At 71.7% G+C, this 22,662-nt stretch carries 27 protein-coding genes; 20 read left to right on the top strand and 7 right to left on the bottom strand.

Features of this window, described 5'->3' with window-relative positions; genetic code table 11:
• The first annotated feature begins 21 nt into the window (after positions 1–21).
• Positions 22–1,599: a glycoside hydrolase family 13 protein gene (locus tag BLT76_RS14805; RefSeq protein WP_090857468.1), complete on the top strand. Its 1,578-nt coding sequence runs from the start codon at positions 22–24 to the stop codon at positions 1,597–1,599.
• A gap of 30 nt (positions 1,600–1,629) precedes the next feature.
• Here BLT76_RS14805 and BLT76_RS14800 read toward each other — a convergent pair whose 3' ends face one another.
• The 7 genes from BLT76_RS14800 to flgN form a co-directional block, all read right to left on the bottom strand.
• Positions 1,630–2,091 (bottom strand): MarR family winged helix-turn-helix transcriptional regulator, encoded by a 462-nt coding sequence (locus BLT76_RS14800; protein WP_090857465.1) that lies wholly within the window; start codon positions 2,089–2,091, stop codon positions 1,630–1,632.
• Positions 2,088–3,680 (bottom strand): MDR family MFS transporter, encoded by a 1,593-nt coding sequence (locus tag BLT76_RS14795; protein WP_280139649.1) that lies wholly within the window; start codon positions 3,678–3,680, stop codon positions 2,088–2,090. Before BLT76_RS14795 ends, BLT76_RS14800 begins: the two co-directional genes overlap by 4 nt.
• A 137-nt stretch (positions 3,681–3,817) precedes the next feature.
• Complete coding sequence (gene csrA / locus BLT76_RS26600) at positions 3,818–4,060, bottom strand: carbon storage regulator CsrA (RefSeq protein ID WP_090857458.1); 243 nt, start codon at positions 4,058–4,060, stop codon at positions 3,818–3,820.
• A gap of 10 nt (positions 4,061–4,070) precedes the next feature.
• A complete protein-coding gene (fliW, locus tag BLT76_RS14785) occupies positions 4,071–4,472 on the bottom strand; it encodes a flagellar assembly protein FliW (protein WP_211752966.1) in 402 nt (133 codons plus the stop codon).
• A gap of 20 nt (positions 4,473–4,492) precedes the next feature.
• Entirely contained in the window at positions 4,493–5,386 is an 894-nt protein-coding gene (gene flgL / locus BLT76_RS14780; RefSeq protein WP_090857451.1) for a flagellar hook-associated protein FlgL, read from the bottom strand.
• Positions 5,386–6,705, bottom strand: coding sequence for a flagellar hook-associated protein FlgK (gene flgK, locus BLT76_RS14775; protein WP_090857448.1), 1,320 nt, complete (start codon positions 6,703–6,705; stop codon positions 5,386–5,388). The genes flgL and flgK overlap by 1 nt, the downstream gene beginning before the upstream one ends.
• A complete protein-coding gene (gene flgN / locus BLT76_RS14770; protein ID WP_090857445.1) occupies positions 6,705–7,181 on the bottom strand; it encodes a flagellar export chaperone FlgN in 477 nt (158 codons plus the stop codon). The genes flgK and flgN overlap by 1 nt, the downstream gene beginning before the upstream one ends.
• Positions 7,182–7,598: 417 nt before the next feature.
• On the opposite strand from flgN, the gene BLT76_RS14765 reads away from it, so the two are divergent.
• The 19 genes from BLT76_RS14765 (at position 7,599) to BLT76_RS14675 (ending at position 22,633) form a co-directional block, all read left to right on the top strand.
• On the top strand, positions 7,599–8,519 hold the full coding sequence (locus BLT76_RS14765) for a sigma-70 family RNA polymerase sigma factor (RefSeq protein WP_090857442.1): 921 nt from the start codon (positions 7,599–7,601) through the stop codon (positions 8,517–8,519).
• Positions 8,520–8,636: 117 nt separating this feature from the next.
• The gene (locus tag BLT76_RS14760) at positions 8,637–9,830 is read left to right on the top strand and encodes a flagellin N-terminal helical domain-containing protein (RefSeq protein WP_090857439.1); all 1,194 of its coding nucleotides are present in this window, start codon (positions 8,637–8,639) and stop codon (positions 9,828–9,830) included.
• A gap of 73 nt (positions 9,831–9,903) precedes the next feature.
• Positions 9,904–11,256, top strand: coding sequence for a flagellar filament capping protein FliD (fliD, locus tag BLT76_RS14755; RefSeq protein ID WP_090857436.1), 1,353 nt, complete (start codon positions 9,904–9,906; stop codon positions 11,254–11,256).
• Positions 11,257–11,330: 74 nt separating this feature from the next.
• Complete coding sequence (fliS, locus tag BLT76_RS14750) at positions 11,331–11,717, top strand: flagellar export chaperone FliS (protein WP_090857589.1); 387 nt, start codon at positions 11,331–11,333, stop codon at positions 11,715–11,717.
• A gap of 1 nt (position 11,718) precedes the next feature.
• Positions 11,719–12,069, top strand: a complete 351-nt coding sequence (locus BLT76_RS14745; RefSeq protein WP_090857432.1) for a hypothetical protein — start codon at positions 11,719–11,721, stop codon at positions 12,067–12,069.
• Positions 12,070–12,274: 205 nt separating this feature from the next.
• Positions 12,275–12,658 (top strand): response regulator, encoded by a 384-nt coding sequence (locus BLT76_RS14740; protein WP_090857429.1) that lies wholly within the window; start codon positions 12,275–12,277, stop codon positions 12,656–12,658.
• Positions 12,655–13,137 carry a chemotaxis protein CheX gene (locus BLT76_RS14735; protein ID WP_090857425.1) on the top strand — a complete coding sequence of 161 codons (483 nt, stop codon included), beginning with the start codon at positions 12,655–12,657 and terminating at the stop codon, positions 13,135–13,137. The genes BLT76_RS14740 and BLT76_RS14735 overlap by 4 nt, the downstream gene beginning before the upstream one ends.
• A 24-nt stretch (positions 13,138–13,161) precedes the next feature.
• Positions 13,162–13,530, top strand: a complete 369-nt coding sequence (locus tag BLT76_RS14730; RefSeq protein ID WP_090857422.1) for a response regulator — start codon at positions 13,162–13,164, stop codon at positions 13,528–13,530.
• Positions 13,527–14,024, top strand: coding sequence for a hypothetical protein (locus BLT76_RS14725; protein ID WP_211752962.1), 498 nt, complete (start codon positions 13,527–13,529; stop codon positions 14,022–14,024). Before BLT76_RS14730 ends, BLT76_RS14725 begins: the two co-directional genes overlap by 4 nt.
• 219 nt (positions 14,025–14,243) lie before the next feature.
• On the top strand, positions 14,244–14,618 hold the full coding sequence (gene flgB / locus BLT76_RS14720; protein WP_090857419.1) for a flagellar basal body rod protein FlgB: 375 nt from the start codon (positions 14,244–14,246) through the stop codon (positions 14,616–14,618).
• Positions 14,618–15,010, top strand: coding sequence for a flagellar basal body rod protein FlgC (locus BLT76_RS14715; protein WP_090857416.1), 393 nt, complete (start codon positions 14,618–14,620; stop codon positions 15,008–15,010). The genes flgB and BLT76_RS14715 overlap by 1 nt, the downstream gene beginning before the upstream one ends.
• Entirely contained in the window at positions 15,010–15,363 is a 354-nt protein-coding gene (gene fliE / locus BLT76_RS14710) for a flagellar hook-basal body complex protein FliE (protein ID WP_090857413.1), read from the top strand. Before BLT76_RS14715 ends, fliE begins: the two co-directional genes overlap by 1 nt.
• A 2-nt stretch (positions 15,364–15,365) precedes the next feature.
• Positions 15,366–16,934 carry a flagellar basal-body MS-ring/collar protein FliF gene (gene fliF, locus BLT76_RS14705; RefSeq protein ID WP_090857410.1) on the top strand — a complete coding sequence of 523 codons (1,569 nt, stop codon included), beginning with the start codon at positions 15,366–15,368 and terminating at the stop codon, positions 16,932–16,934.
• A complete protein-coding gene (gene fliG, locus BLT76_RS14700) occupies positions 16,931–17,947 on the top strand; it encodes a flagellar motor switch protein FliG (protein WP_090857408.1) in 1,017 nt (338 codons plus the stop codon). Before fliF ends, fliG begins: the two co-directional genes overlap by 4 nt.
• Positions 17,931–18,629 (top strand): FliH/SctL family protein, encoded by a 699-nt coding sequence (locus BLT76_RS14695; RefSeq protein ID WP_090857405.1) that lies wholly within the window; start codon positions 17,931–17,933, stop codon positions 18,627–18,629. Before fliG ends, BLT76_RS14695 begins: the two co-directional genes overlap by 17 nt.
• On the top strand, positions 18,626–19,963 hold the full coding sequence (locus tag BLT76_RS14690) for a FliI/YscN family ATPase (protein ID WP_090857403.1): 1,338 nt from the start codon (positions 18,626–18,628) through the stop codon (positions 19,961–19,963). The genes BLT76_RS14695 and BLT76_RS14690 overlap by 4 nt, the downstream gene beginning before the upstream one ends.
• The gene (locus BLT76_RS14685) at positions 19,960–20,427 is read left to right on the top strand and encodes a flagellar FliJ family protein (protein WP_170867075.1); all 468 of its coding nucleotides are present in this window, start codon (positions 19,960–19,962) and stop codon (positions 20,425–20,427) included. The genes BLT76_RS14690 and BLT76_RS14685 overlap by 4 nt, the downstream gene beginning before the upstream one ends.
• On the top strand, positions 20,424–21,413 hold the full coding sequence (locus tag BLT76_RS14680) for a transglycosylase SLT domain-containing protein (protein ID WP_090857397.1): 990 nt from the start codon (positions 20,424–20,426) through the stop codon (positions 21,411–21,413). Before BLT76_RS14685 ends, BLT76_RS14680 begins: the two co-directional genes overlap by 4 nt.
• Positions 21,413–22,633: a flagellar hook-length control protein FliK gene (locus tag BLT76_RS14675; protein ID WP_090857394.1), complete on the top strand. Its 1,221-nt coding sequence runs from the start codon at positions 21,413–21,415 to the stop codon at positions 22,631–22,633. Before BLT76_RS14680 ends, BLT76_RS14675 begins: the two co-directional genes overlap by 1 nt.
• Positions 22,634–22,662 lie beyond the last annotated feature (29 nt).

Here is a 22,662-nt window from a genome sequence, read left to right as displayed (position 1 = left end):
GCGCCTGGTTACCTGGGGACCATGACTTCCCCCGAGTGGTGGCGCCACGCCGTCACCTACCAGGTCTACGTCCGCAGCTTCGCCGACCACACCGGAGACGGCATCGGCGACCTCGAGGGCATCACCGACCGGCTCCCCCACCTGCGCGACCTCGGCGTCGACGCCCTGTGGATCACGCCGTTCTACACCTCGCCCCAGAAGGACCACGGGTACGACGTCGCCGACTACACCGACGTCGACCCGCTGTTCGGGACCCTGGCGGACGCCGACGCACTGACGACCCGGGCGCACGAGCTCGGCCTGAAGGTGATCGTCGACCTGGTCCCGAACCACACCTCCTCGGCCCACACCTGGTTCCAGCAGGCGCTCGAGGCCGGGGCGGGGAGCCCCGAGCGGGCGCGCTACCTCTTCCGGGACGGCCGCGGCACCGAGGGCGTCGAGCCGCCGAACAACTGGCAGTCGGTCTTCGGCGGTCCGGCCTGGACCCGGGTCGCCGACGGGCAGTGGTATCTCCACCTCTTCGACTCCACCCAGCCCGATCTCGACTGGCGTCACCCGGAGGTCGGGGACATGTTCGAGGACGTCCTCCGCTTCTGGCTCGACCGCGGGGTCGACGGCTTCCGCATCGACGTCGCGCACGGGCTGGTCAAGGAGGAGTCCCTGCGCGACCAGGTCGTCCCCGAGGGCGAGGCGCTCGGCAGCGGCGCCCCCACCGGCGAGTCGATGGTCGAGCGCACGCTGCGCGACGAGCCGATGTGGGACCAGCCCGAGGTGCACGACGTCTACCGGCGCTGGCGCCGCGTCCTCGAGGAGTACGACGGGGACCGGATGCTCGTCGCCGAGGCCTGGACCCAGACGCCCGAGTCGATGGCCCGGTTCGTGCGGCCCGACGAGATGCACCAGGCCTTCAACTTCTCCTGGCTGCTCGCGCCCTGGTCGGCGACGTCGTTCGCCGACGTGATCACCGGGACGCTCGAGGCCGTCGCGCCGGTCGGCGCCTCGCCGACCTGGGTGCTGTCCAACCACGACGTCGTCCGTCACCCCACCCGCTACGGCGGCGGCGCCGTCGGGCTGGCCCGGGCCCGCGCCGCGACGCTGACCATGCTGGCGCTGCCCGGGTCGTCGTACCTCTACCAGGGCGAGGAGCTCGGCCTGGAGCAGGTCGACGTGGCAGAGGAGAACCGATCGGACCCCAGCTGGTTCCGCACCGGCGAGGTCGGCCGCGACGGCTGCCGGGTGCCGATCCCGTGGTCGGGCGACGCGTCGCCGTACGGGTTCGGGCCGAGCGGGCAGCCGTGGATCCCGCAGCCCGACGACTGGGGTCCGCTGACCGTGGCCGCCCAGACCGGCGACCCGGGCTCGACGCTCGAGTTCTACCGGGCGGCGCTGGCGGCCCGCCGTACCTTCGCGACGACGGCGGGCGACGACGTCGAGCTGCTCGACGCCGGCGACGACCTGCTCGTCGTACGACGGGGGCCGGTGACGGCCGTCCTCAACTGCGGGGCCGAGACCGTGCCGCTGCCGGAGGGCGAGGTGCTGGTCGCCAGCGGCCCGCTCGAGGGCGGGCTGCCGCCCGACACCGCGGTGTGGCTGCAGTAGCGCACGTGTCCCGAATCGGAACTCAGGACACTAGGCGTTGAGGGTCGCGTTGTAGCGCCCCAGCACCAGGGCGAACTGCTCCAGCTCGTCCTCGGACCAGTCGCCCAGCTTCTCGTCGAGCCAGCGGCGCCGGTCGGCCGAGACCGCCTCGAGCCGGCGTACGGCGTCCTCGCTGGCCGAGACCAGCGAGGCCCGGCCGTCGGCCGGGTCGGGCGTCCGGTCGACCAGCCCGAGCTCTTCGAGATGGCCGACCTGACGGCTGATCGCGCCCTTGTCGATGTCGAACGCCTCGGCCATCGCCGAGGAGCGCATCGGCCCCTGGGAGGCGAGGTAGCCGAGCATCAGGTACGACGCGGGCTGCAGCTGGGGGTGCACGGCCTGGGAGCGCTCGCCGATCACCCGGCGCACCCGGCGGATGAGGACGCCGACCTCCTCCTCGAGGGTGCGCAGGTGCTCGGCTCGCCGGGTGTCCTGCTCGGTGGAGACGGTCATCGGGTCTGCAGCTCCTCCGTCGCCTCGGGGGCGACCTCGTCGGCCAGGGAGACCGAGGTCCGCAGCGGGACCTCCTTGATGAACATGATGCACACCAGGGCCACGAGGGCGCAGGGCATCGCGATCAGGAACAGCTCGCCGATCGAGGCGCCGAAGGCGTGCTCGAAGACGCCGCGGACCGGAGCGGGCAGCGTGCTCAGGTCGGGGATGTCGTGGCTCGAGTGCCCGTCCGAGGCGATGCCGAGGCCGGTGAGGCCGCTGGTCACCTTGTCGGCGACCTGCACGCTGAGCAGCGCGCCGAGCGCGGAGACGCCGATCGAGCCGCCCATCGAGCGGAAGAACGCCACCACCGAGCTGGCCGCGCCGAGGTCGCTGGCCGCCACGTTGTTCTGGACCGACAGCACCAGGTTCTGCATGGTGGCGCCGAGGCCGATGCCGAGCACGGCCATGAACAGGCCGACCAGGGCGAGGTGGGTCGTCTCGTCGACGGTGCCCAGCAGGCCGAGGCCCACGACGACCAGGAACATGCCGCCGACCAGCCACCGCTTCCACAGGCCGGTGGCGCTGATGACGCGCCCGCTGACGATGCTCGAGACCAGCAGGCCGCCGACCATCGCGATGGTCATCAGGCCGGCCTTGGTGGGCGACATGCCGCGGGCGAGCTGGAAGTACTGGCTGAGGTAGACCGTCGAGCCGAACATCGCGACGCCGATGAACACCGACGCGAGGGTGGCCAGGCTGATCGTGCGGTCGGCGAACAGACGCATCGGGATGATCGGCTCGGTCGCGACGCGGAGCTCGACGTACACGGCGGCGGCGAGGATGGCCAGACCGAGGACGACCAGCAGGATGCTGGTGCCGGAGGTCCAGGCGTACTCGTTGCCGGCGAGCGAGACCCAGACGAGCAGCAGCGAGACGCCGCTGATGATCAGGCTCGCGCCGAGGTAGTCGATGCTGACCGGGCGCTTCACGACCGGCAGGTGCAGCGTCTTCTGCAGCAGGACGAAGGCGCCCAGGGCGAACGGCAGGCCGACGAAGAAGCAGCCGCGCCAGCCCAGCGGGCTGTCCACGATCAGACCGCCGATGAGCGGGCCGCTGACGGTCGCCACCGCGAAGACCGCGCCGATGTAGCCGGAGTAGCGGCCGCGCTCGCGCGGGCTCACCATCGAGGCGATGACCACCTGGACCAGCGCGGTCAGGCCGCCGACGCCGAGGCCCTGGATGACCCGGGCGCCGATCAGCACCGACATGCTCGGCGCGAGCGCGGCGACCAGCGAGCCGGCGGAGTAGATCACCAGCGCCGACTGGACCAGCAGCTTCTTGCTGAACAGGTCGGCGAGCTTGCCCCAGATGGGCGTGGTCGCGGTCATCGAGAGCAGGGTGGCGACGACCACCCAGGTGTAGCCGGTCTGGCTGCCGTCCAGGTCGGTCACGATCTTCGGCAGCGCGTTGGTGACGACGGTGCTGGACAGCATCGCGACGAACATCGCGAGCAGCAGGCCGCTGAGGGCCTCCATGATCTCGCGGTGGCTCATCTGCCCCGGCACGGAGACATGCGGGGGGACGACGGGGTCGACCGGGTGGGGCACGGAGGAAGCTCGATTCACGCTGAGTAAAAGGTTGACGATCTCAACTTTATTCCTCAGCGGTTGCCTCCGTCAACAAATGGGTCGTCCCCGGCCGCGGCAGATGCCGACGACCGGGGACGACCGGAGGTACGACGGGCTCAGTCCTCGCTGGAGCGGTCCTTCAGAGCCTGCGTGAGCGAGGCCACCGTCTCCTCGCTGGGCGAGGCCGCGGTGCGGTTGCTCTCCTCGAGCTCCTGGAGGAGCTCGGCCCGGTTGACGGCGACGGACCGGGGCGCGTCGATGCCGATGCGGACGACGTCGCCACGGACCTCCAGCACCGTGATCGTGACGTCGTCGCCGATCACGACGCTCTCGCCGACACGGCGACTGAGGACCAACATGGGGTCAACGCTACGCGACGAGCGGCGCACTCACCGAAAGACTGGGGTCATCGAGGATCACCTGGGCCGCACGCCGGGTCCGCCGGTTGACCACGACGGGGGCCAGCAGGTTGGCCGTCGTCTCGGCGAGCGACGTACCGGCCCGCAGCACCAGGAGGACCAGGGCGTCGTCCGCGGAGTCGATCCCGAGGTCCGACACGACCGAGTCGTCGACCTCCGGCGCGTAGTCCGGGAAGAACGGTCCCGGGGGGACCACCAGGAAGCGCAGGTCGGGCTCCTCCAGCGAGCGCAGGGCGCAGAGGACGCCGTCCTCGTCCAGCGACACCAGCGCGAACCGGCTGCGGTCGGGGAACCCCGGCATGGGGTGCACCAGCTCGATGACCGGGAGGTCGGCGCTGTCGGTCGTGCTCATCACGGGCTCCATCATCAGGGTCATCGCAGGAAGTCCACCAGGCTCGGCTGCATGACGCGCGACGTCGCAGCCAGGGCCGCCTGGTAGGCGACCTCCTGGAGCTGCAGGTCGACGATCGTCGAGGGCAGGTCGGCGTTCTCGATCTCGGAGAGCTGCGAGGTCAGGGTCAGCAGCGCGTCGGCACCGGCGTCGACGGCCCCCTCGACCCGCAGGTAGCGCGTGCCGACGTCGGCCTGCACGTTGCTGATCGTCTCGAGCCGGCCGGACAGCTGCGTGATCGCGGTGTCCACCCCGGCCTCGTCGCCGGACCGCAGCGCGGTCGAGAGCGCGGCCAGGTGGTCGAAGAGCGAGTTGCCGTTCGGGCCGACCACGTCGGTCCCGGTCACGTCGACCCGGATCTCGACCCCGGTGGCGATGGTCCGGCTCACGGTGCCCGCGTCGCCGGAGTAGGCCCCGGTGTCCGGGTCGAAGGCCTGGCCGTCGGAGGTCACCCCGCCGAACAGCGGACGCCCGAGGTACGACGCGTTGCCGCGCGCGATCAGCCCGTCTCGGATCTGGTCGATCTCGGTCGCCAGCGCCTCGCGGGACGTCGCCGACATGCTGCCGGTGTTGGCGCCCTGGAGGGCCAGGTCCCGCGCCCGCCGTACGTCGGTGGTCATGCTCGAGAGCGTCGTGTCGATGCTGCCGAGCCAGGCCAGGCCGTCCTGCGCGTTGCGGGCGTACTGCTTCTGGTCGGCCATCTGCTCGCGCAGCCGCATCGCGATGGTGCTGTCGGTCGGCGAGTCGGAGGGCCGGTTGAGCACCCGACCGGTGGTCAGGTGCTCCTGGGTCGCGGCGAGCCGCGCCAGGCCGGTCTGCACACCCAGCAGCGAACGCTGGCTGAGCATGCTCTGGGTCACGCGTACGGAAGTCATCAGCGCAGCAGTCCTGTCCGGTTGATGAGGGTGTCGAGCACCGAGTCGACGACGGTCATGACCCGCGAGGCGGCCTCGTAGGCACGCTGGGACGCGAGCATCCCGACCATCTCCTCGTCGAGGCTGACGCCCGAGACCTGGTCACGGGCGCCGTCGACCTGGCTGGTGAGCAGCCGCTGGGTCCCGGCGAGACCCTTGGCCGAGTTGACCTGCGAGCCGAAGTTGTTGACCAGGCTCTGGTAGGCCGTGCCGCCGTCGTTGGCCGCGGCGAGCTGGGTGGCGATCGAGCCGTCCAGGTTGCCGGTGCCGGTCGACGAGACCGCCAGCTTGCGCGGGTCGGTGATCGCCACCGCCAGCGAGCCGGCCGGGTCGGCGGCGTCGTACGAGAAGAACGGCTGGCCGGCGGTGCCGTCGAGGTCGAAGCCGGTGCCGTGCAGGGTGTTGACCTGGTCGGCCAGCTTGGTGACGACGTCGTCGAGACCGGACTTGTACGCCGGCAGCGTCGTGGTCAGCAGCTCCTGGACCGCCCCGAGCTGGCCGCCGAGCCCGGTGGGCAGGTCGGCCGGGTCGAGCGGGTTGCTCGCGTCGAGGGTGACCAGGTCGTGCCCGCCCACGCTGACGTCGGCGACGCCGTTCTGGTGGATGGTGACCGTGCCGCCGGACAGCTCGGCGAGCTTCATGGCCAGCTGGTCGCGCTGGTCGAGCAGCGCGGTGGTGTCGACGCCGTTGAGGGTCGCGGAGACCACGTTCTTGTTGGTCGCGGCCAGCTGCTCGGAGACGTTGTTGATCTCCGTGACCGTGCTCTCGAGGCGGGTCTGCTGGTCGGCCATCTCGCCGTTGACGTTCGCGACCTGCGCCGAGATCGCGCCGATCAGCGTCTGGGCCTTGGCGATCACCTGGGTGCGGGCGGCCTCGCTGCTCGGGTTGTTCTTGACGTCCGACCAGCTGGTCCGGAAGGCGGACATCGCGGCGGCGACGCCGGTGTCGCTGGGCTCGCCGATCCCGGCCTCGACCCGGGCCAGCGAGGTGGCGCGCATGTCGAGGTAGGACTGCGAGGCGTGCTCGCGCCGGGCGCGGGCGTCGAGGATGACGTCGGTCATCCGCTCGATGTTGCTGGCCTTCACGCCCGAGCCGGTCTGGCTCTGCCGCGACCACAGGGCCGGGGTGGACGAGGGGCCGAGCGTCTCGCCGTTGACCCGACGACGGGTGTAGCCGTCGGTGGTCGCGTTCGCGACGTTCGACGCCGCGACGTCCATGGCGCTGCGCTGGTACTGCAGCGCCGTCAGGGCTGTGTTGAGCGAGGAGAGCGATCCGGACATCACAGGCTCCGATCCAGGAGCCGCTGCCCCGGGTTGCCGACGACGGCGGATCCGTCGTGGCTGTAGCTGTCCACCGGCCCGCCCAGGGAGAGCAGGGCCTCCCGCGCGGAGCGGTAGCCGCTGGTGATCAGGTGACGGTTGGCGTCCGCGAGGGCGGAGACCTGCTCGGTCACGGCGACGAAGGCGTCGCGGTGGTCGACCAGGATCGAGCGCCACGGCTCGTCGACGGAGTCGGCGAGCGCGCGCAGCGACGGGTTCGTCGACAGCCCGACGGAGGCCGCGGCCTCGTCGGCGGCGACGGCGCGCAGCAGCTCGGTCTCGCGCAGCTGCTGGAGGATGCTCTCGACGTCCTTCGCCGATCGCATCAGCCAACGGGAACGTCCTCCGGCGAGGACGAGCTGCTCCACCTCGAGTCGGTAGAGCAGCGTCTCGAGGAGCTCGCGCTCGCGCCAGAGGATGAGGGACAGCTTCTCCACGAAAAGCCTCCTAGCCCAGTGGTCTGGATGGGTGTGATGTGCACTCGACACATCGCCCGCCCCCACCCCGACCTGAGCGGTTCGTGAGGCGACCTTCACACGGGCCCCGGCCGTCGTACGACGACCGCCGCGGAGGCATCCCGACCGGGTGGACCAGGGGCTCCGCGAGGGGTGCCGCACGCTGGTCCAGCAACGAACCTTCGTGCAGCAGGACGGCGACCTAAACACTTCGTCGCACTTCTTGATTCGTTCTTGATTCAACGACACCGATCGGTCTAGTCCGAGCGGGCGAAAGCCGGTGATCGCCTAGGTGAAACGAGAAAACGATGTTCATCCTGGTGGGGCAAGGCCTGGCGATCTCGACCGGGCCGGGACGGTCCAGGGGGGAGCGTTCCGCGAAGAGAAGACCGAGGGACGATGAACTACGAAGACGACGTGCCCGAGCACGACGCCCATGAGGACACCATCTCCACCGAGGGCTCGACCGTGGGCTCGACCGAGGGACAGCCCCGGACCCAGCAGGAGCGTGACGACCTGGTCGTCCAGCACATGGGCCTGGTGGGCCACATCGTGCGGGAGACGATGAGCCGGGTGCCGTCCCACGTCAACCGCGACGATCTGCACTCCGCCGGCCTCACCGCGCTGGTCAAGGCCGGCCGCTCCTTCCAGGGCGACCGCGGCGTCCCGTTCGTGCGGTACGCCGCCAGCCGGATCCGCGGCGCGATCCTCGACGAGCTGCGCAGCATCGACTGGGCCTCCCGCTCGGTGCGCCGCCGCGGCCGCGAGCTCGACCAGGCCCGCACCCGTCTGGCCACCAGCCTCGGCCGCAGCCCCGACAACGCGGAGGTCGCCGCCGAGCTCGGCATCAGCGTCGCCGAGGTCGCCGGCAACGACGAGGACGTGGCCCGCGCCAACGTGCTCTCGCTGCAGGGGTCGACCACGGAGAACTCCTTCGCGGAGATCCTCCCCAGCGCCGACCCGAGTCCCGAAGACCTGATCGAGCACCGCGAGCGCCTCGAGTACCTCGTCGCCGCGATCGCCGAGCTGCCCGAGCGGCTGCAGGCGGTCGTCCAGGGCTACTTCCTCGAGGAGCGCCCGATGGCCGACATCGCCGACGAGCTCGGGGTGTCGGAGTCGCGTATCTCGCAGATGCGCGCCGAGGCCCTGGTGCTGCTGCGCGACGCGATGAACTCGGCGCTCGACCCGGAGCTCGTCGCCGAGCACCCGCGTCCCGACGGCTGCGCCGCGCAGCGTCGCGACGCCTACTTCCGTGCCGTCGCCGCCCGCCACGCGTCCGGCCGTCGCAGCCTGTCCGTCAGCTTCGAAGCTGCAGGCTGAAAAACCATCCAAGAAACTTCACCCATTGCCTCAGGTGGTCCCACCCGGGACCGATGAGCAGGGTGTCGGAGCCCACGGACGGGCTCCAAGAACTCACACCCCAGGAAGGGAATCATCATGAGTCTCCGCATCAACCAGAACATCGACGCCCAGAACGCGTACCGGAACCTCTCCACCACGCAGGGTCAGATGTCGAAGTCGCTCGAGAAGCTCTCCAGCGGCTTCCGGATCAACCGCGCTGCCGACGACGCCGCCGGCCTCGCGATCTCCGAGGGCCTGCGCTCGCAGGTCTCCGGCATCAAGGTCGCCGTCCGCAACGCCCAGGACGGCGTCTCCGTCGTGCAGACCGCTGAGGGTGCGCTGACCGAGACCCACTCCATCCTGCAGCGGATGCGCGACCTGTCGGTCCAGGCCTCCAACGACGGTGGTCTGAACGACGACGCCAAGAAGAACATCCAGGACGAGGTGGACCAGCTCAAGACCGAGCTGACCCGCATCGCCGACACCACCGAGTTCAACGGCACCAAGCTGCTGGACGGCTCCTACAAGGGCACGTTCCAGGTCGGCGCGAACAACACCGCGCAGGACAAGATCTCCGTGGACCTGATCCGCACCGGTGGCCTCTCCACCGCCGGCCTGGGTCTGTCGGGCCTGGACGTCACCGCCGTCGCCGCCAACGCGACGACGGGCACCAACACCACCGACGCCGAGTCGGGCACCGCCGGTGTCCTCACCGTCGGTGCGGCCACGGACTACTCGGACGACACCACCGCCGTCGCCGAGTACAAGAAGCTCAACGGCACGATCACCATCGGCAACAAGAGCCTCGACCTGTCCTCGGTCAAGTACGACACCGCCACCGACGCCGCCACCGCCCAGGCCGCCCTCCAGGCGAAGCTGGACGAGGCGTTCGGCGCGGGCGCCGCCACCGCCGACGCCTCCGGCGGCGCGGGCATCGAGATCACCACCGCCTCCGTGACCGGCACCGCTGCCGAGGTCGCGAAGGCCGAGGCCAGCTTCAAGCAGGCCTCGGGTGCGTCGGCGGGCATCGACCTGCTCGACGCGGCGATCAAGGACGTCTCGTCGGTCCGTTCGCAGCTCGGTGCTGTTCAGAACCGGTTCGAGCACACCATCAACAACCTGAACGTCACCGGTGAGAACCTCTCGGCCTCCGAGAGCCGCATCCGCGACACCGACATGGCCCAGGAGATGCTGAGCTACACCCGGTCGAACATCCTCTCGCAGGCCGGTACGGCCATGCTCGCGCAGGCCAAGTCGGCCCCGCAGAGCGTGCTGCAGCTGCTGCAGTGATCCAGATGACGGGGGCGAGGGAGCAGTTGCTCCCTCGCCCCCGTCACCGACCCCGACCATCTGAGGAGAAGCCGTGGCCAGCAGCACCAGCAGCATCGGCGGCCTCGCGAGCGGCCTGAACACCGCGGACATCATCGACCAGCTCATGAAGCTGGAGGCGGTGCCGCAGTCCAAGCTCAAGACCCGCGTCACGACCGAGCAGTCGGTCATCACCGCCCTGCAGACCCTCAACACGAAGGTCTCGGTGCTGGGGAGCAAGGCCGAGGCGCTCGCCAAGTCGACCGCCTGGGCCCCCGTCACCGCCACGTCGTCGAACGCGGCCGTCACCGTCAAGGCCGACACGGGCGCTGCCCAGTCGACCCTGAACGTCACCGTCATCGACACCGCGAAGACCCACCAGCTCGGGTACGCGACGCCGGCCAAGCTGACCGATGACGTCACCGGCGCCTCGACCTCGATCAAGCTGGACCGCTTCGACGGCTCCCCCGTCACGCTGACCACCGACGGCACCCTCAAGGGCGTCGTCGACGCCATCAACAGCACCACGAACGACACCGGCCTGCGAGCCAGCGCGATCCGGGTCGGCAAGGACGTCAACGGCGACGCGCAGTACCAGCTGTTCGTGGAGTCCAAGGAGACCGGGGTCGCCCAGGACTTCGAGCTGACGGCCGCCGACGGCTCCGCGCTCCTCGGCGGCTACACCGTCCGGGCCGGCAGCGACGCCAAGGTCACCCTCGGCACCGGCATCACGCTGACCTCCGCGACGAACACCTTCGAGGACGTCGTCGACGGCGTCGACATCACCCTCGGCGCGGCCGCCACCAACGCCACCACGGCGACGGTCACGGTCGCCCGCGACTCGAACTCGCTGTCGAGCCAGGTCAGCGCGCTCGTCGACGCGCTCAACGCCGCGCTCGACGAGATCGGCACGCAGACGGCGTACAACGCCGAGACCAACACCGCCGGCAAGCTGCTCGGCGACGCCGGCATCCGCAGCCTGCGCAACTCGCTGCTGAACTCGGTCTACCCGACCGACGGCACGTCGCTGGCCTCGCTCGGCATCCAGACCACCCGCGAGGGCAAGCTCACCTTCGACGCGACGAAGTTCAAGGAGGCCTACGCCGCCAACCCGACCGCGGTCGCCGAGAAGTTCACGACCGAGGGCGGCGGCTTCGCCGCGCGGCTCGAGAAGGCGGCCAAGGCCGCGAGCAGCAGCGCCAACGGCACCGTGACGCAGGCGATCACCGGCCGCAAGCAGGAGGTCAAGCGTCTCGAGGGCAGCATCGAGGCCTGGGACCTGCGCCTGGAGCTGCGCCGGACCACCCTCGAGCGGCAGTACACCGCCCTCGAGACCGCCATGTCGACGATGTCGAACCAGTCGAACTGGCTCACCACGCAGCTGGCTGCGCTCACCAAGTCCGACTGAGCACCGCCGGACCTGAACGACCGCGGCCCCCGCCGTACCCAGGAATCTCGGAAGCCAAGGAAGGCACCCTCATGATGAGCAACCCCCGCGCCGCCTACATGGGCGCCTCGGTCTCGACGGCCAGCCCCGCCCGGCTGCTGACGATGCTGTGCGAGCGCCTGGTCCTCGACGTGACCCGCGGCCGCAACGCGCAGGCCGACGGCGACCACGCCGAGGCCCACCGGCAGCTCGTCCACGCCCAGGAGATCGTGCTGGAGCTGCGGATGAGCCTGCAGGTCGACGCCTGGGACGGCGGGCCGCAGCTGGCCTCCATCTACGACTTCCTGCACTCCGAGCTCATCCGGGCCAACATCTCGAAGGACCTCGCACGGACCGAGGGCTGCCTCCGGCTCGTGACGGACCTGTGCGACACCTGGCGCGAGGCGGCCCTGCAGGCCGCGTCCGTCCCGTCGGTGGCCTGAGATGACCGTCTTCGTCGACCGCGGCGGCCTCGAGCTGGTCTCCAGCGATCCGCACCACGACGCCTGGCAGGTCGACCTCGACCGCATCGAGCTGGACGTCATCCGCGCCGAGCGCGCCCTGGAGAACGGCTCCGAGCTGCGCACCGACGCCTGGGACCTGCCCGGCAACCACGGCACTATCCCCGCCGAGCTGCGCGAGCGGGCCGAGGGCATCCTCGCCCGTCAGCACAGCGTGATGGAGCGGATCGCCGAGCAGCTCGGCATCACGCTGCGCCACCAGGGCCTCCTGGACCGGGTCGGACTCAGCTCCAGCCTGTCCAACGTGCCCGTCTACCTCGACGTGTCGGCCTAGCGCCTCGCGCTGGCCGCCTCGGCCGGACCCGGGTCCGGCATCCCCCCACCACCGCGACCCCCTGCCCGTCGGCAGGGGGTCGAGGTGATTTCGATCCATCCCGCTTGACAGACCCGGCGAAAACGCCCCTGGACACCTCAGGATCGGCCCTCCGGGACCGATGAGTTCTCCAGACCACCCGACCCTGGGACAGGAGCCCCTATCCATGCACGCGCTGATCATCGACGACTCGCGCACGATGCGTTCCATCCTGCGCCGCATCGTGACCGAGCTCGGCTTCGAGACCACCGAGGCCGGCAACGGCCAGGAGGCCCTTGACGCCCTCGAGGCCGGGCTCGTCCCGTCCATCTGCCTCATCGACTGGAACATGCCGCTGATGGACGGCTACACCTTCGTCACCCGGGTCCGCGCCGACCCGCGCTGGCGCGACGTCACCTTGATGATGGTGACCACGGAGAGCGAGCACGGCCAGATCGTCAAGGCCCTCGCCGCCGGCGCGCACGAGTACGTCATCAAGCCCTTCACCGCCGACGCGATCGTCGACAAGCTCGAGCTGCTCGGCCTGACCGTCAGCGAGGTCCCGGTATGACCATCACCCACGAGCCCGCCCTGGCCGACCTCGAGTCGATCGTCAACGACTGCTGGTCGACGTTCCTGAGCAACGTCGAGCCGCTCGAGCCGGTCGCGCCGAGCGACCGCTCGGCGTACGCCTGGAGCGCGGCGATCACCGTCTCCGGCGGCTGGCAGGCGCTCGTCCTCATGCAGTTCAGCGACACCGCCGCGAAGGCCGTCGCCCAGCAGATGCTGGGCATGGGCGCCGACGAGGAGCCCGTGCTCGAGGACCTCAACGACGCCCTCGGCGAGCTCGTGAACGTCATCGGCGGCAACGTCAAGAGCCTGATGCCCGGCCCGAGCCAGCTGTCGCTGCCGCTCGTCGCCCAGGGCACCGTCTCCACCTCCCTGCCCGGACGCACCGAGCTCGTCGAGGCCACCAGCCTCGACGTCCGCTGGCTCGACGAGCCCGTCCGGCTGTCCATCTCGGTCGCGTCGTCCGACGCCTCCGTCTGATCGCTGTCCCCCGAAGGAGAGATCGTGAAGATCGTCGTCGTCGACGACAGCCGTGTGATGCGGCAGATCGTCATCCGCACCATGCGCCAGGCCGGCTACGGCGGCCACGACATCGTCGAGGCCGAGAACGGCAAGGAGGGCCTGGACGTCGTCCAGGCCCAGAACCCCGACCTGGTCCTCTCGGACTGGAACATGCCCGAGATGACCGGCATCGACATGCTGTGCGCCCTGCGCGCGGCCGGCAACCAGGTCAAGTTCGGCTTCGTGACCTCGGAGGGCTCCGAGGAGATGCGGACCCGGGCCACCCAGTCGGGCGCCGCCTTCCTCATCGCCAAGCCGTTCACGCCGGAGGCGTTCGAGGAGGCCCTGACCTCGGTCGGCGTCCCGGCATGAGCACCGCGACCATGCCGGCGATGACCTACCTGCCGGCCAACAAGGAGATCCGGGACCTGCTCGGCGACCTGCTCGACAAGGAGGTCGAGGTCCGGCCCGGACCGCCGTTCGCGATCACCGACCGCAACCCCGCGAGCGTCGCCGTGTACGTCGACGACTCGATCGTCGTGCGCGCGGTCATCTGCTTCGACCTGGCCCTGTCGGCGTACGCCGGTGCCGCCCTGGCCCTGGTGCCGCCGGCCGCGGCCGAGCTCGCGGTCGAGGAGCGCCAGCTCTCCGACCAGCTCACCGAGCCCCTGCACGAGGTGCTCAACATCGCGGCCGCGCTCTTCAACGTCGAGGGCGCACCGCACATGAAGCTGTACGGGATGCACGCCGTCGGCGCGACGCCGCCCGACGTGCGTGCCCGCAGCCAGGTGCTCGGGCGGCGCATCGACCTCTGGGTCGACGTGGCCGGCTACGGCACCGGACGTCTGGCGGTCGTCCTCACCTGAGGCGAACCCACCCTCCGCTCCCCCGCCCCCCGGCTCCCTGGCCAGGGGGCGCGGGTGCTTGAGAGGCAGGTCACGCCTCCCCTCTAGACAACTTCGGAACTTCGCTCAGGTCCCCCGGGGACGGACCGAAGGACCACGTGAGCAAGGAACGCTCAACAGCTGCCGACGGACCGGCACCCACACCCACGGGGCTCGACCACGAGCCCAGGAGGTCTGACCGTGTCCGTTCCTGCCTACGCGGCGTCCGACGCCGTCTCGGCGGCTCTCGGCTTCGCGCTCGACGGGCTCTCGCTCCGTCAGCGCACGATCGCCGACAACATCGCCAACATCGACACCCCCGACTTCCGCGCCTCGACGATCGACTTCGAGAGCGCGTTGAGCTCGGCGATCGGCTCGGGCGACACCGCCGCGCTCCGCGGCGGCGACGGCATCACGAGCCTCGCGGTGGACACGCCCGTCGGGGCCAACGGCAACAACGTGGACCTCCGCAAGGAGACCCTCGCCGCGATGCAGTCGCAGTTCCAGTACCAGATGGTGACCCGGGCCGTGACCGACCGGTTCGACCTGGTCAAGTCCGTGGCGGGTGCTGTCTGATGGGCGCCTTCGACCTGCTGAACATCGCCAGCTCCGGCCTGGGCATGCACCAGACCTGGCTCGACGCGCTCGGCCGCAACATCGCCAACGCGAACACGATCCGCTCCACCGACGAGACGGCCTTCCAGGCCCAGATGGTCGTCGCGGAGTCCGACCCGAACGGCGGCGTCGACGTCGCCGGCGTCGCGGTCACCGACCCCGAGGGCACCCTCGTCTACAACCCGGAGCACCCGCTCGCCGATGCGGAGGGCTACGTCCGCGCCCCGGCGATGGACATGTCCAAGCAGATGACCGAGCTGGTCATGGCGCAGCGCGGCTTCCAGGCCTCCGCCCAGGTGACCAAGTACGCCCAGGACACCTACTCCAGCGCGATCCAGATCGGGGCCCGCTGATGAGCGTCCCCGGCATCGAGGCCCTGGAGGGCCTCGGCAACGTCTCCGGCTCCGGCTTCACGCCGTACGTCGCGCCCAGCGTCCCGTCCTCGTCGGTCACCGCCGGCACCGGCTCGGCCGCCGCCGCGTCCGGCCCGGACTTCGGCAACCTCGTGATGGAGGGCCTCGACAAGCTCGACGGCGTCCAGCGCAACGCGGACTCCCTCGCGGTCCAGGCCGCCACCGGCAAGCTCGAGAACCTCCACGACTACACGATCGCGGCCACCCAGGCCCAGGTCACCACCCAGATGACCGTCGCGCTCCGCAACAAGGCGGTCGAGGCGTTCACCGAGATCATGCGGATGCAGGTCTGAGGATGAAGGACACCATCACCCGCACGCTCGACCGGTACCGCCGGACGTTCGTCGACTTCACCGCCGGCCAGAAGGTCGTCGCCGTGCTGGGCACCCTCGCCCTGCTGCTCGGCGGCTTCATGATCTTCCGCTGGGCGTCGGCGCCGACGTACTCGCCGCTGTTCTCGAACCTCTCCCCCGAGGACGCGTCCGCGGTCGTCGAGCAGCTCGACACCTCCGGCGTGCCCTACGAGCTCGCCGGCGACGGCAGCACCGTGATGGTGCCGCGCGACCTGGTCTACGAGACCCGCATCGACCTGAGCGGCGAGGGCCTGCCCTCCAGCTCCGACAGCGGCTACTCGATCCTCGACGACACCGGCCTGTCGACCTCGCAGGACCAGTGGGACACCAGCTTCAAGCGCGCGATGGAGGGCGAGCTCGCCTCGACCATCAAGGGCATCGACGACGTCGACTCCGCCGTCGTCCACCTCGCGCTGCCCGAGAAGCAGGTCTTCTCCGAGGAGCAGGAGCCGTCGACCGCCTCCGTCCTCGTCAAGACCCGCCCGGGCTCCACGCTCACCAGCGAGCAGGTCCAGGCCGTCGTCCACCTGGTCGCCTCCAGCATCGACGGCATGGACCCCGCCAACGTCACCGTGGCCGACTCGACCGGCAAGGTGCTCACCACGCCCGACGGCCAGGGCGGTGCCTCGTCGGCCCGCACCGAGCAGACCGCGGCCGTGCAGGGCGACATGCAGAAGCGCCTCCAGACGATGCTCGACCGGGTCGTGGGGAACGGCAACTCCACCGTCCAGGTGACCGCCGACCTCGACTTCGACCAGACCGTCACCGAGACCACCGCGTACGACAAGGAGGGCGACCCCATCCCGCTCTCCCAGACCACCACCGAGGAGACCTACACCGGTCCGGCCGCCAGCGGCGCCGCCGGCGGCGTGGTCGGCGTGGACGGTCAGATGGACACCGGCACCGGGGCCGGCACCGGCGCGGACTCGTCGTACAGCAAGAAGGGGTCGACCAGCGACAACGGCGTCGGCAAGACCGTCACCCAGCGCCAGAGCGCGCCCGGTGCCGTGACCGCCTACAACGTCGGCGTCATGCTCGACTCGGACACCACCGGCAACATCGACCCGGCGATGATCCAGGCGCAGGTCGCCGCGATCACCGGCGGCACCGGCAAGATCGAGGTCTCCTCGATGCCCTTCGACCGCAGCGCCGAGGACGCCGCGGCCGCCGAGCTGGAGGCCGCCGAGGCCGCGGAGGCGGCCGGCGCCCGCGCCGACCTGATCCGCAAGGCCGGCATCGCCGGCGGCGTGCTGCTGATGCTGCTGCTCGCCTGGTTCCGGGCACGTCGCCGGGCCAAGGCCCGCGACCAGGCAACGTCGTACGTCGTCGAGCAGCTGAAGGCCGAGCAGGCCCGGGCCGCGGCCCTGGAGCAGGCTCCCGCCGCGATGGCGCTGGAGCAGGCCGAGGAGACCGAGGAGGACGCCATGCAGAAGGAGCTGGACGCGCTCGTCGAGCGTCAGCCCGAGGACGTCGCGGCCCTGCTGCGCGGCTGGCTGGTGGAGCCGCGATGAGCGCCGCCGCCCTCGCCTCCCTCGGCACCCGCAAGGCCGCCATCCTGCTGATGCGGCTGGGCAAGGAGAAGTCCGGCGAGATCCTCAGCCACCTCAGCGAGACCGAGGTCGAGGCCATCATGGGCGAGGTCGCCCGGCTCGAGACCGTGAGCTTCGCCGAGACCCAGCAGGTCGTCAAGGAGGCCGCCGACCTCATCACGGCCCGCAGCGCGATCAGCCGCGGCGGCCTGCACTACGCCCAGCAGCTGCTGGAGCAGTCGCTCGGCAAGGAGCGCGCGGCCGAGATCATGGAGCGGCTGCACGCCGCCGCCGTGCAGATGCCCTTCCAGTTCCTGCACCAGGCCGACCCGGCGCAGCTGCGGTCGTTCATCGTCGACGAGCACCCGCAGGTCATCGCGCTGGTGCTCGCCCACATGACGGCCGACAAGGCCTCGCTCCTGCTCTCGGGCCTCCCGTCCGACCAGCAGGCGCAGGTCGCGCACCGGATCGCCGTCATGGACCGCACCTCCCCCGACATCGTCCGCGCCGTCGAGGCCACCCTCGAGCGCAAGCTGTCCTCGATGCTCCAGCCGATGGAGCACTCCAAGGTCGGTGGCCTGGACCCGCTGGTCAACATCATCAACCGGTCCGACCGCTCCACCGAGCGCCAGATCGTCGAGGGCCTCGAGGCGCTCGACCAGGCGCTGGCCGACGAGGTCAAGAGCCGGATGTTCATGTTCGAGGACGTCGTGCAGCTCGACGACCGCTCGATCCAGCAGATCCTGCGCCAGGTCGACACCGCCACCCTGGCCCTCGCCCTCAAGGGCGTCCCGGACAAGGTGCGCGACAAGATCACCAGCAACCTGTCGTCGCGTGCCGGCGAGAGCCTGGTCGAGGAGATCGAGCTCATGGGCGCGGTCCGCCTGACCCAGGTGGAGGAGGCCCAGCAGGGCATCATCCGCACCATCCGCCAGCTGGAGGAGCAGGGCCAGATCATGGTCCGCCGAGGAGGCGACGATGAGTTCGTCGACTGACACCCCCGGCCTGTGGGCCACGGACGCCGACGTCACCGGCGTCCTGGACACCCCGGAGCTCCGCGAGGGCACCTGGACCCGGCTCGGCGACCGTGCCGTGCTGGGCGACCAGATCACCGAGCGCGCGCTGACCCGGCTCGCCCAGAGTACCGTCGAGGCCGCCCGCTCCCAGGGGTACGCCGTGGGCTGGGCCCAGGGTCGCCGCGAGGCGGCGGCCCAGGCCGCCACCGAGGCCGCCGAGACCGCCGCGCGCAACGCCGAGTCCGAGGAGCGGCGCGACACCGCACACGCCCTGACGCTCAGCGCCCTCGAGCAGGCCGCCGCCGCGTTCGCCGACTCGGTCGCCGAGGTCGCCGGCCGGCTCGAGGAGCAGGCGCTCCACCTGGCCCGCGAGCTCACCACGGTGCTGCTCGGTCGCGAGCTCGCCCTGGCCACCGACCCGGCGGGCGACGCCGTACGCCGAGCGCTGGACGTGCTGCCTGACGGCGGCGTGCCGGTGACGGTGCGCGTGCACCCCGACGTCCGCAGCGCGGCCGCCTCGGAGGCGCTCACCGCCCGCGGCGTCACCGTCGTCGCCGACGCCGACCTCGACGTCCACGACGCCGTGGTCGAGACCGACACGTCGTACGTCGACCGCGGCGTGGCCGCGGCCCTGACCCGCGTGCTGGAGGTCCTGTCGTGACCGCCCAGCTCCTCGAGTCGGTGCTCGCCCCCGTGGCCGGGTCCCGCGACGCCGCTCTGGCGGCCGCCGTGCCGCAGCGCCTGGGCCGCGTGTCCCAGCTGCTCGGCCTGAACCTGAAGGTCGTCGGCGTGCGCGCCGCGGTCGGTGACCTCCTGGAGATCCACGGCCCGACGCCGCTGCTCGCCGAGGTCGTGGCCAGCAGCACCGACAGCCTCACCTGCCTGCCGCTCGGGCGCACCGACGGCGTCCTCGTCGGCGCCCCGGTCCGCAGCACCGGCGGTCCGCTGAGCATCAAGGTCGGCGACGCCCTGCAGGGCCGGGTCCTGGACGGCCTGGGCCGACCGGTCGACGGCGGCGCCCCGCTCGAGTCGCTGCCCGGGATGGTCGACGTCGTCGTCGAGAACTCCGCGCCCGACGCCTTCACCCGGCCCCGGATCACCCAGCAGCTCGGCCTCGGCGTCCGGGCCCTGGACTCGCTGGTGCCCTGCGGCACCGGCCAGCGGATCGGCATCATGGCGGGCTCCGGCGTCGGCAAGTCCAGCCTGCTCTCCATGATCGCCCGCGGCACCGAGGCCGAGGTCTGCGTCCTCGCCCTGGTCGGCGAGCGCGGCCGTGAGGTGCGCGAGTTCCTCGAGAACGACCTCGGCCCCGAGGGCCTGGCCCGCTCGGTCGTGGTCGTCGCCACCTCCGACGCGCCTCCCGTGGAGCGGCTGCGCGCGGCGTTCGTCGCGACCCGGATCGCCGAGTCTTTCCGCGACGCCGGCAAGCACGTCGTGCTGATGATGGACAGCCTCACCCGCGTCGCCATGGCGCAGCGCGAGATCGGCCTGTCCGCCGGCGAGCCCCCCGCGACCCGCGGCTACCCGCCCAGCGTCTTCGCTCTGCTCCCCCGCCTGCTCGAGCGGGCCGGCACCTCACCGACCGGCTCGATCACCGGGCTCTACACCGTCCTCGTCGAGGGCGACGACATGCAGGACCCGATCGGTGACACCGCCCGCTCCATCCTCGACGGCCACGTCGTGCTGTCGCGGCGGCTGGCCACCTCGGGCCACTTCCCCAGCATCGACGTCCTGGAGTCCATCTCGCGGGTGAACTCCGCGGTGACGACTCCGCAGCAGCGCGGCGACGCCGGCCTGCTGCGGCGGATGCTCGCCGCGCACCGCAACGTCCGCGAGCTCGTCGAGATCGGCGCGTACGTCGCCGGCAGCGACCCGGACGCCGACGCGGCCATCGCCCGGCGCACCGACATCGACGACTTCCTGCGCCAGGACATGGACGACTCCACGTCGACCGAGGACACCTGGTCGCGCCTCGCCGGGCTGGTGGCGTCGTGAGCGCCCGCCACGACCGGGGCCTGCGGGCCGTCTCGCGGGTGCGCGACGTCCGCGAGCGCGACAGCCGGATCGGCCTCCAGCAGGCGCTGCGCGAGGAGGCCTCGCTGCAGTCGCGCCTCGACGTCCTGGAGGAGGCGATGCGCACCCACGGGGCCTTCATCTCCGGCGACATGCGCCAGTTCGTCGCCCTGCAGCAGTCGCTGGAGGCGCTGCGCGGCGCGGCCAAGGAGGCCCGCGAGGCCGCCGACGCGGCGGCCGTGATCAGCGCCAGCGCCCGCTCGCACTGGCACCACGACAAGACCCGACTCTCCGCCGTCGAGGGACTCCTCGAGCGCCGCGCCGACGAGCGCCGCGCCGAGGTGGAGAAGAAGGAGTCCCACGAGCTCGACGACGTCGCCGGCCGCCTGTGGCTGCGCGCGAAGACCCAGCACACCCAGAACGCCCGGAAGGAGGCCGCCTCATGAGCGTCACCGAGATCACCTCGCGCATCTCCCAGATCCAGTCGCAGCTCGCGCTGCTGGCTCCGCGCACGTCCTCGACGAGCGCCACCGCCTTCTCGCGGTCCCTGGCCACCGCCACCGCCGCCACCTCGGCGACCGGCAGCACCCTGCCGACCGCCGGCACGTCGACCACCGCCGGCACCGCCGACACCACCGGTGAGGACATCGTCGCGGAGGCCAAGAAGTACCTCGGCGTCCCCTACGTCTGGGGCGGCACCAGCCCCGACGGCATGGACTGCTCGGGCCTGGTCAAGCTGGTCTACGAGAAGTTCGGCATCGACCTGCCCCGCGTCTCCTACCAGCAGGCCGAGGCCGGCCGTCCGGTCGCCAGCATGGCCGAGGCGCAGCCCGGCGACCTGATCGCCTGGGACAACTCCAGCCGCAACAACGGCGTCGACCACATCGCCATCTACATCGGCGACGGCAAGATGATCGAGGCGCCCCGCACCGGCCTCGACGTCCGGATCATCGACGTCCCCTCGACCCCCGACGTGATCCGCCGGGTGCTGCCCGAGGGCGGCGCCACCGGCGTGACCCGCACCGCCGCCACCGGCGCCGGCGCGATCTCCCCCGACGTCCCCTACGCGAACCTGTTCACCGCCGCCGCGCAGAAGTACGGCGTCCAGGCGGACCTGCTCGCCGCCGTGGCCAAGCAGGAGTCGGGCTTCAACCCCAAGGCCGTCTCCCCGGCCGGCGCGCAGGGCCTGATGCAGCTGATGCCCGCCACCGCCAAGGGGCTCGGCATCACCGACTCGTTCGACCCCGCGCAGGCCGTCGACGGCGCCGCCCGGCTGCTGAGCGACCTGCTCGACCGCTTCGGCCGCACCGACCTGGCCCTGGCTGGCTACAACGCCGGTCCCGGCGCGGTGCTCCGCTACGACGGCATCCCGCCGTACCCCGAGACCCAGAACTACGTGCGCTCGATCCTGGCGAACGTGGGAGGCAGCTGATGTCCACCATGACCACCACCCCGGCCGGAGGCGCCCGCACCGCGGGCGCGACCACCGGCCCGACCGCCGGCGGCGCGACCGCCGGCGACGCCACCGGCTTCGGCGACCTGCTCGCCGCGCTGGTCCCCGGCAGCCCTGCCGGCCTCGCCCTCGCCTCGTCGACGCCCGCCGGCGTCTGCGGCGCGGGACCCGAGGTGATCGTCTCCCAGGAGGACGTGGTCGTGGGGGCCACCGACTCCGCCCAGGTGGTCGTGGGGGCCGCCGGAGACGACACCGCCGGGTCCCGCACCGGAGACCCCGGCGCCGTCGTACCGGCGGACGAGGCGGAGCCGGCCACCGACCCGGGGGCGGTCGTGGACGCGGCCCTGCTCGCGCAGGCCCAGCTGGCGGCCCTGCCGCTGCTGGCGCCCGCGTCCGCGACGCCGGTCCCCGTCGTGGCGGGCGCCACCGCCGACGTCCCGGTCGAAGGGGTCGAGGGGGCCACCCCGGCGGGCGACGTCGCCCTGCCGGGCGAGGCGGTCGTCGAGCCCGGTCACTCGACCTCGGCCGACGCCGGCAGCAGCGACCCGGACCCGGACCGCTCCGCCCCGCAGCCCGCTGCCCCGGCGGCCGCGACCACCGGCACCGCTGCGAGCCCGACGCCGACGCCGAGTGCGCCGGCCGCGGACGCGACCGCCGCGGTCGCCCTCGCTCCCACGGCCGGCACCACGGCTCCCGCACCCACGCTCACCCGCGGCGAGGCCCGGCCCGCCGACGCGGTGCCCGGCCAGGTCTTCCCCGAGGTCGTCCGGCTCTCGCAGTCCGGCCCCGGCACCCACCGGGTCACGCTGCGGCTCGACCCCGGCACCCTCGGCGAGGTCCGGGTCACCCTGACCGTCCGCGACGGCGAGGTGCAGGTCCGGCTCGCCGCCCAGCACGACGCCCGCGAGGTGCTGGCCCAGGCGGCCCCCGACCTGCGCCGCCTGCTCGAGCAGTCCGGCAGCGTCGACGCCCGGGTGGCCGTGGCCGACCTCACCACCGGCACCACCACCGACACCTCCGGCGACCGCCCGTACGGCGGCGACCGGGGAGCCGGCACGGACGCCGACGGCGAGCGGCCCGCGTCGTACGACGGCCGCGAGCGGGAGTCGTCCCGCGCCCGGGCCGACGCCGAGCGGCTCGCGGTGTCCGAGCGGATCCGCGAGGCCCGGCCCCGCTCCGGACTCGACCTGGCCCTCTGACGCCCTGCTGACCACCACCCGTCCCGCAC

The organism is Nocardioides lianchengensis, from assembly GCF_900101465.1.
Classification (GTDB): Bacteria; Actinomycetota; Actinomycetes; order Propionibacteriales; family Nocardioidaceae; genus Nocardioides; species Nocardioides lianchengensis.
This window is presented reverse-complemented; position numbering and strand designations above follow the sequence as displayed.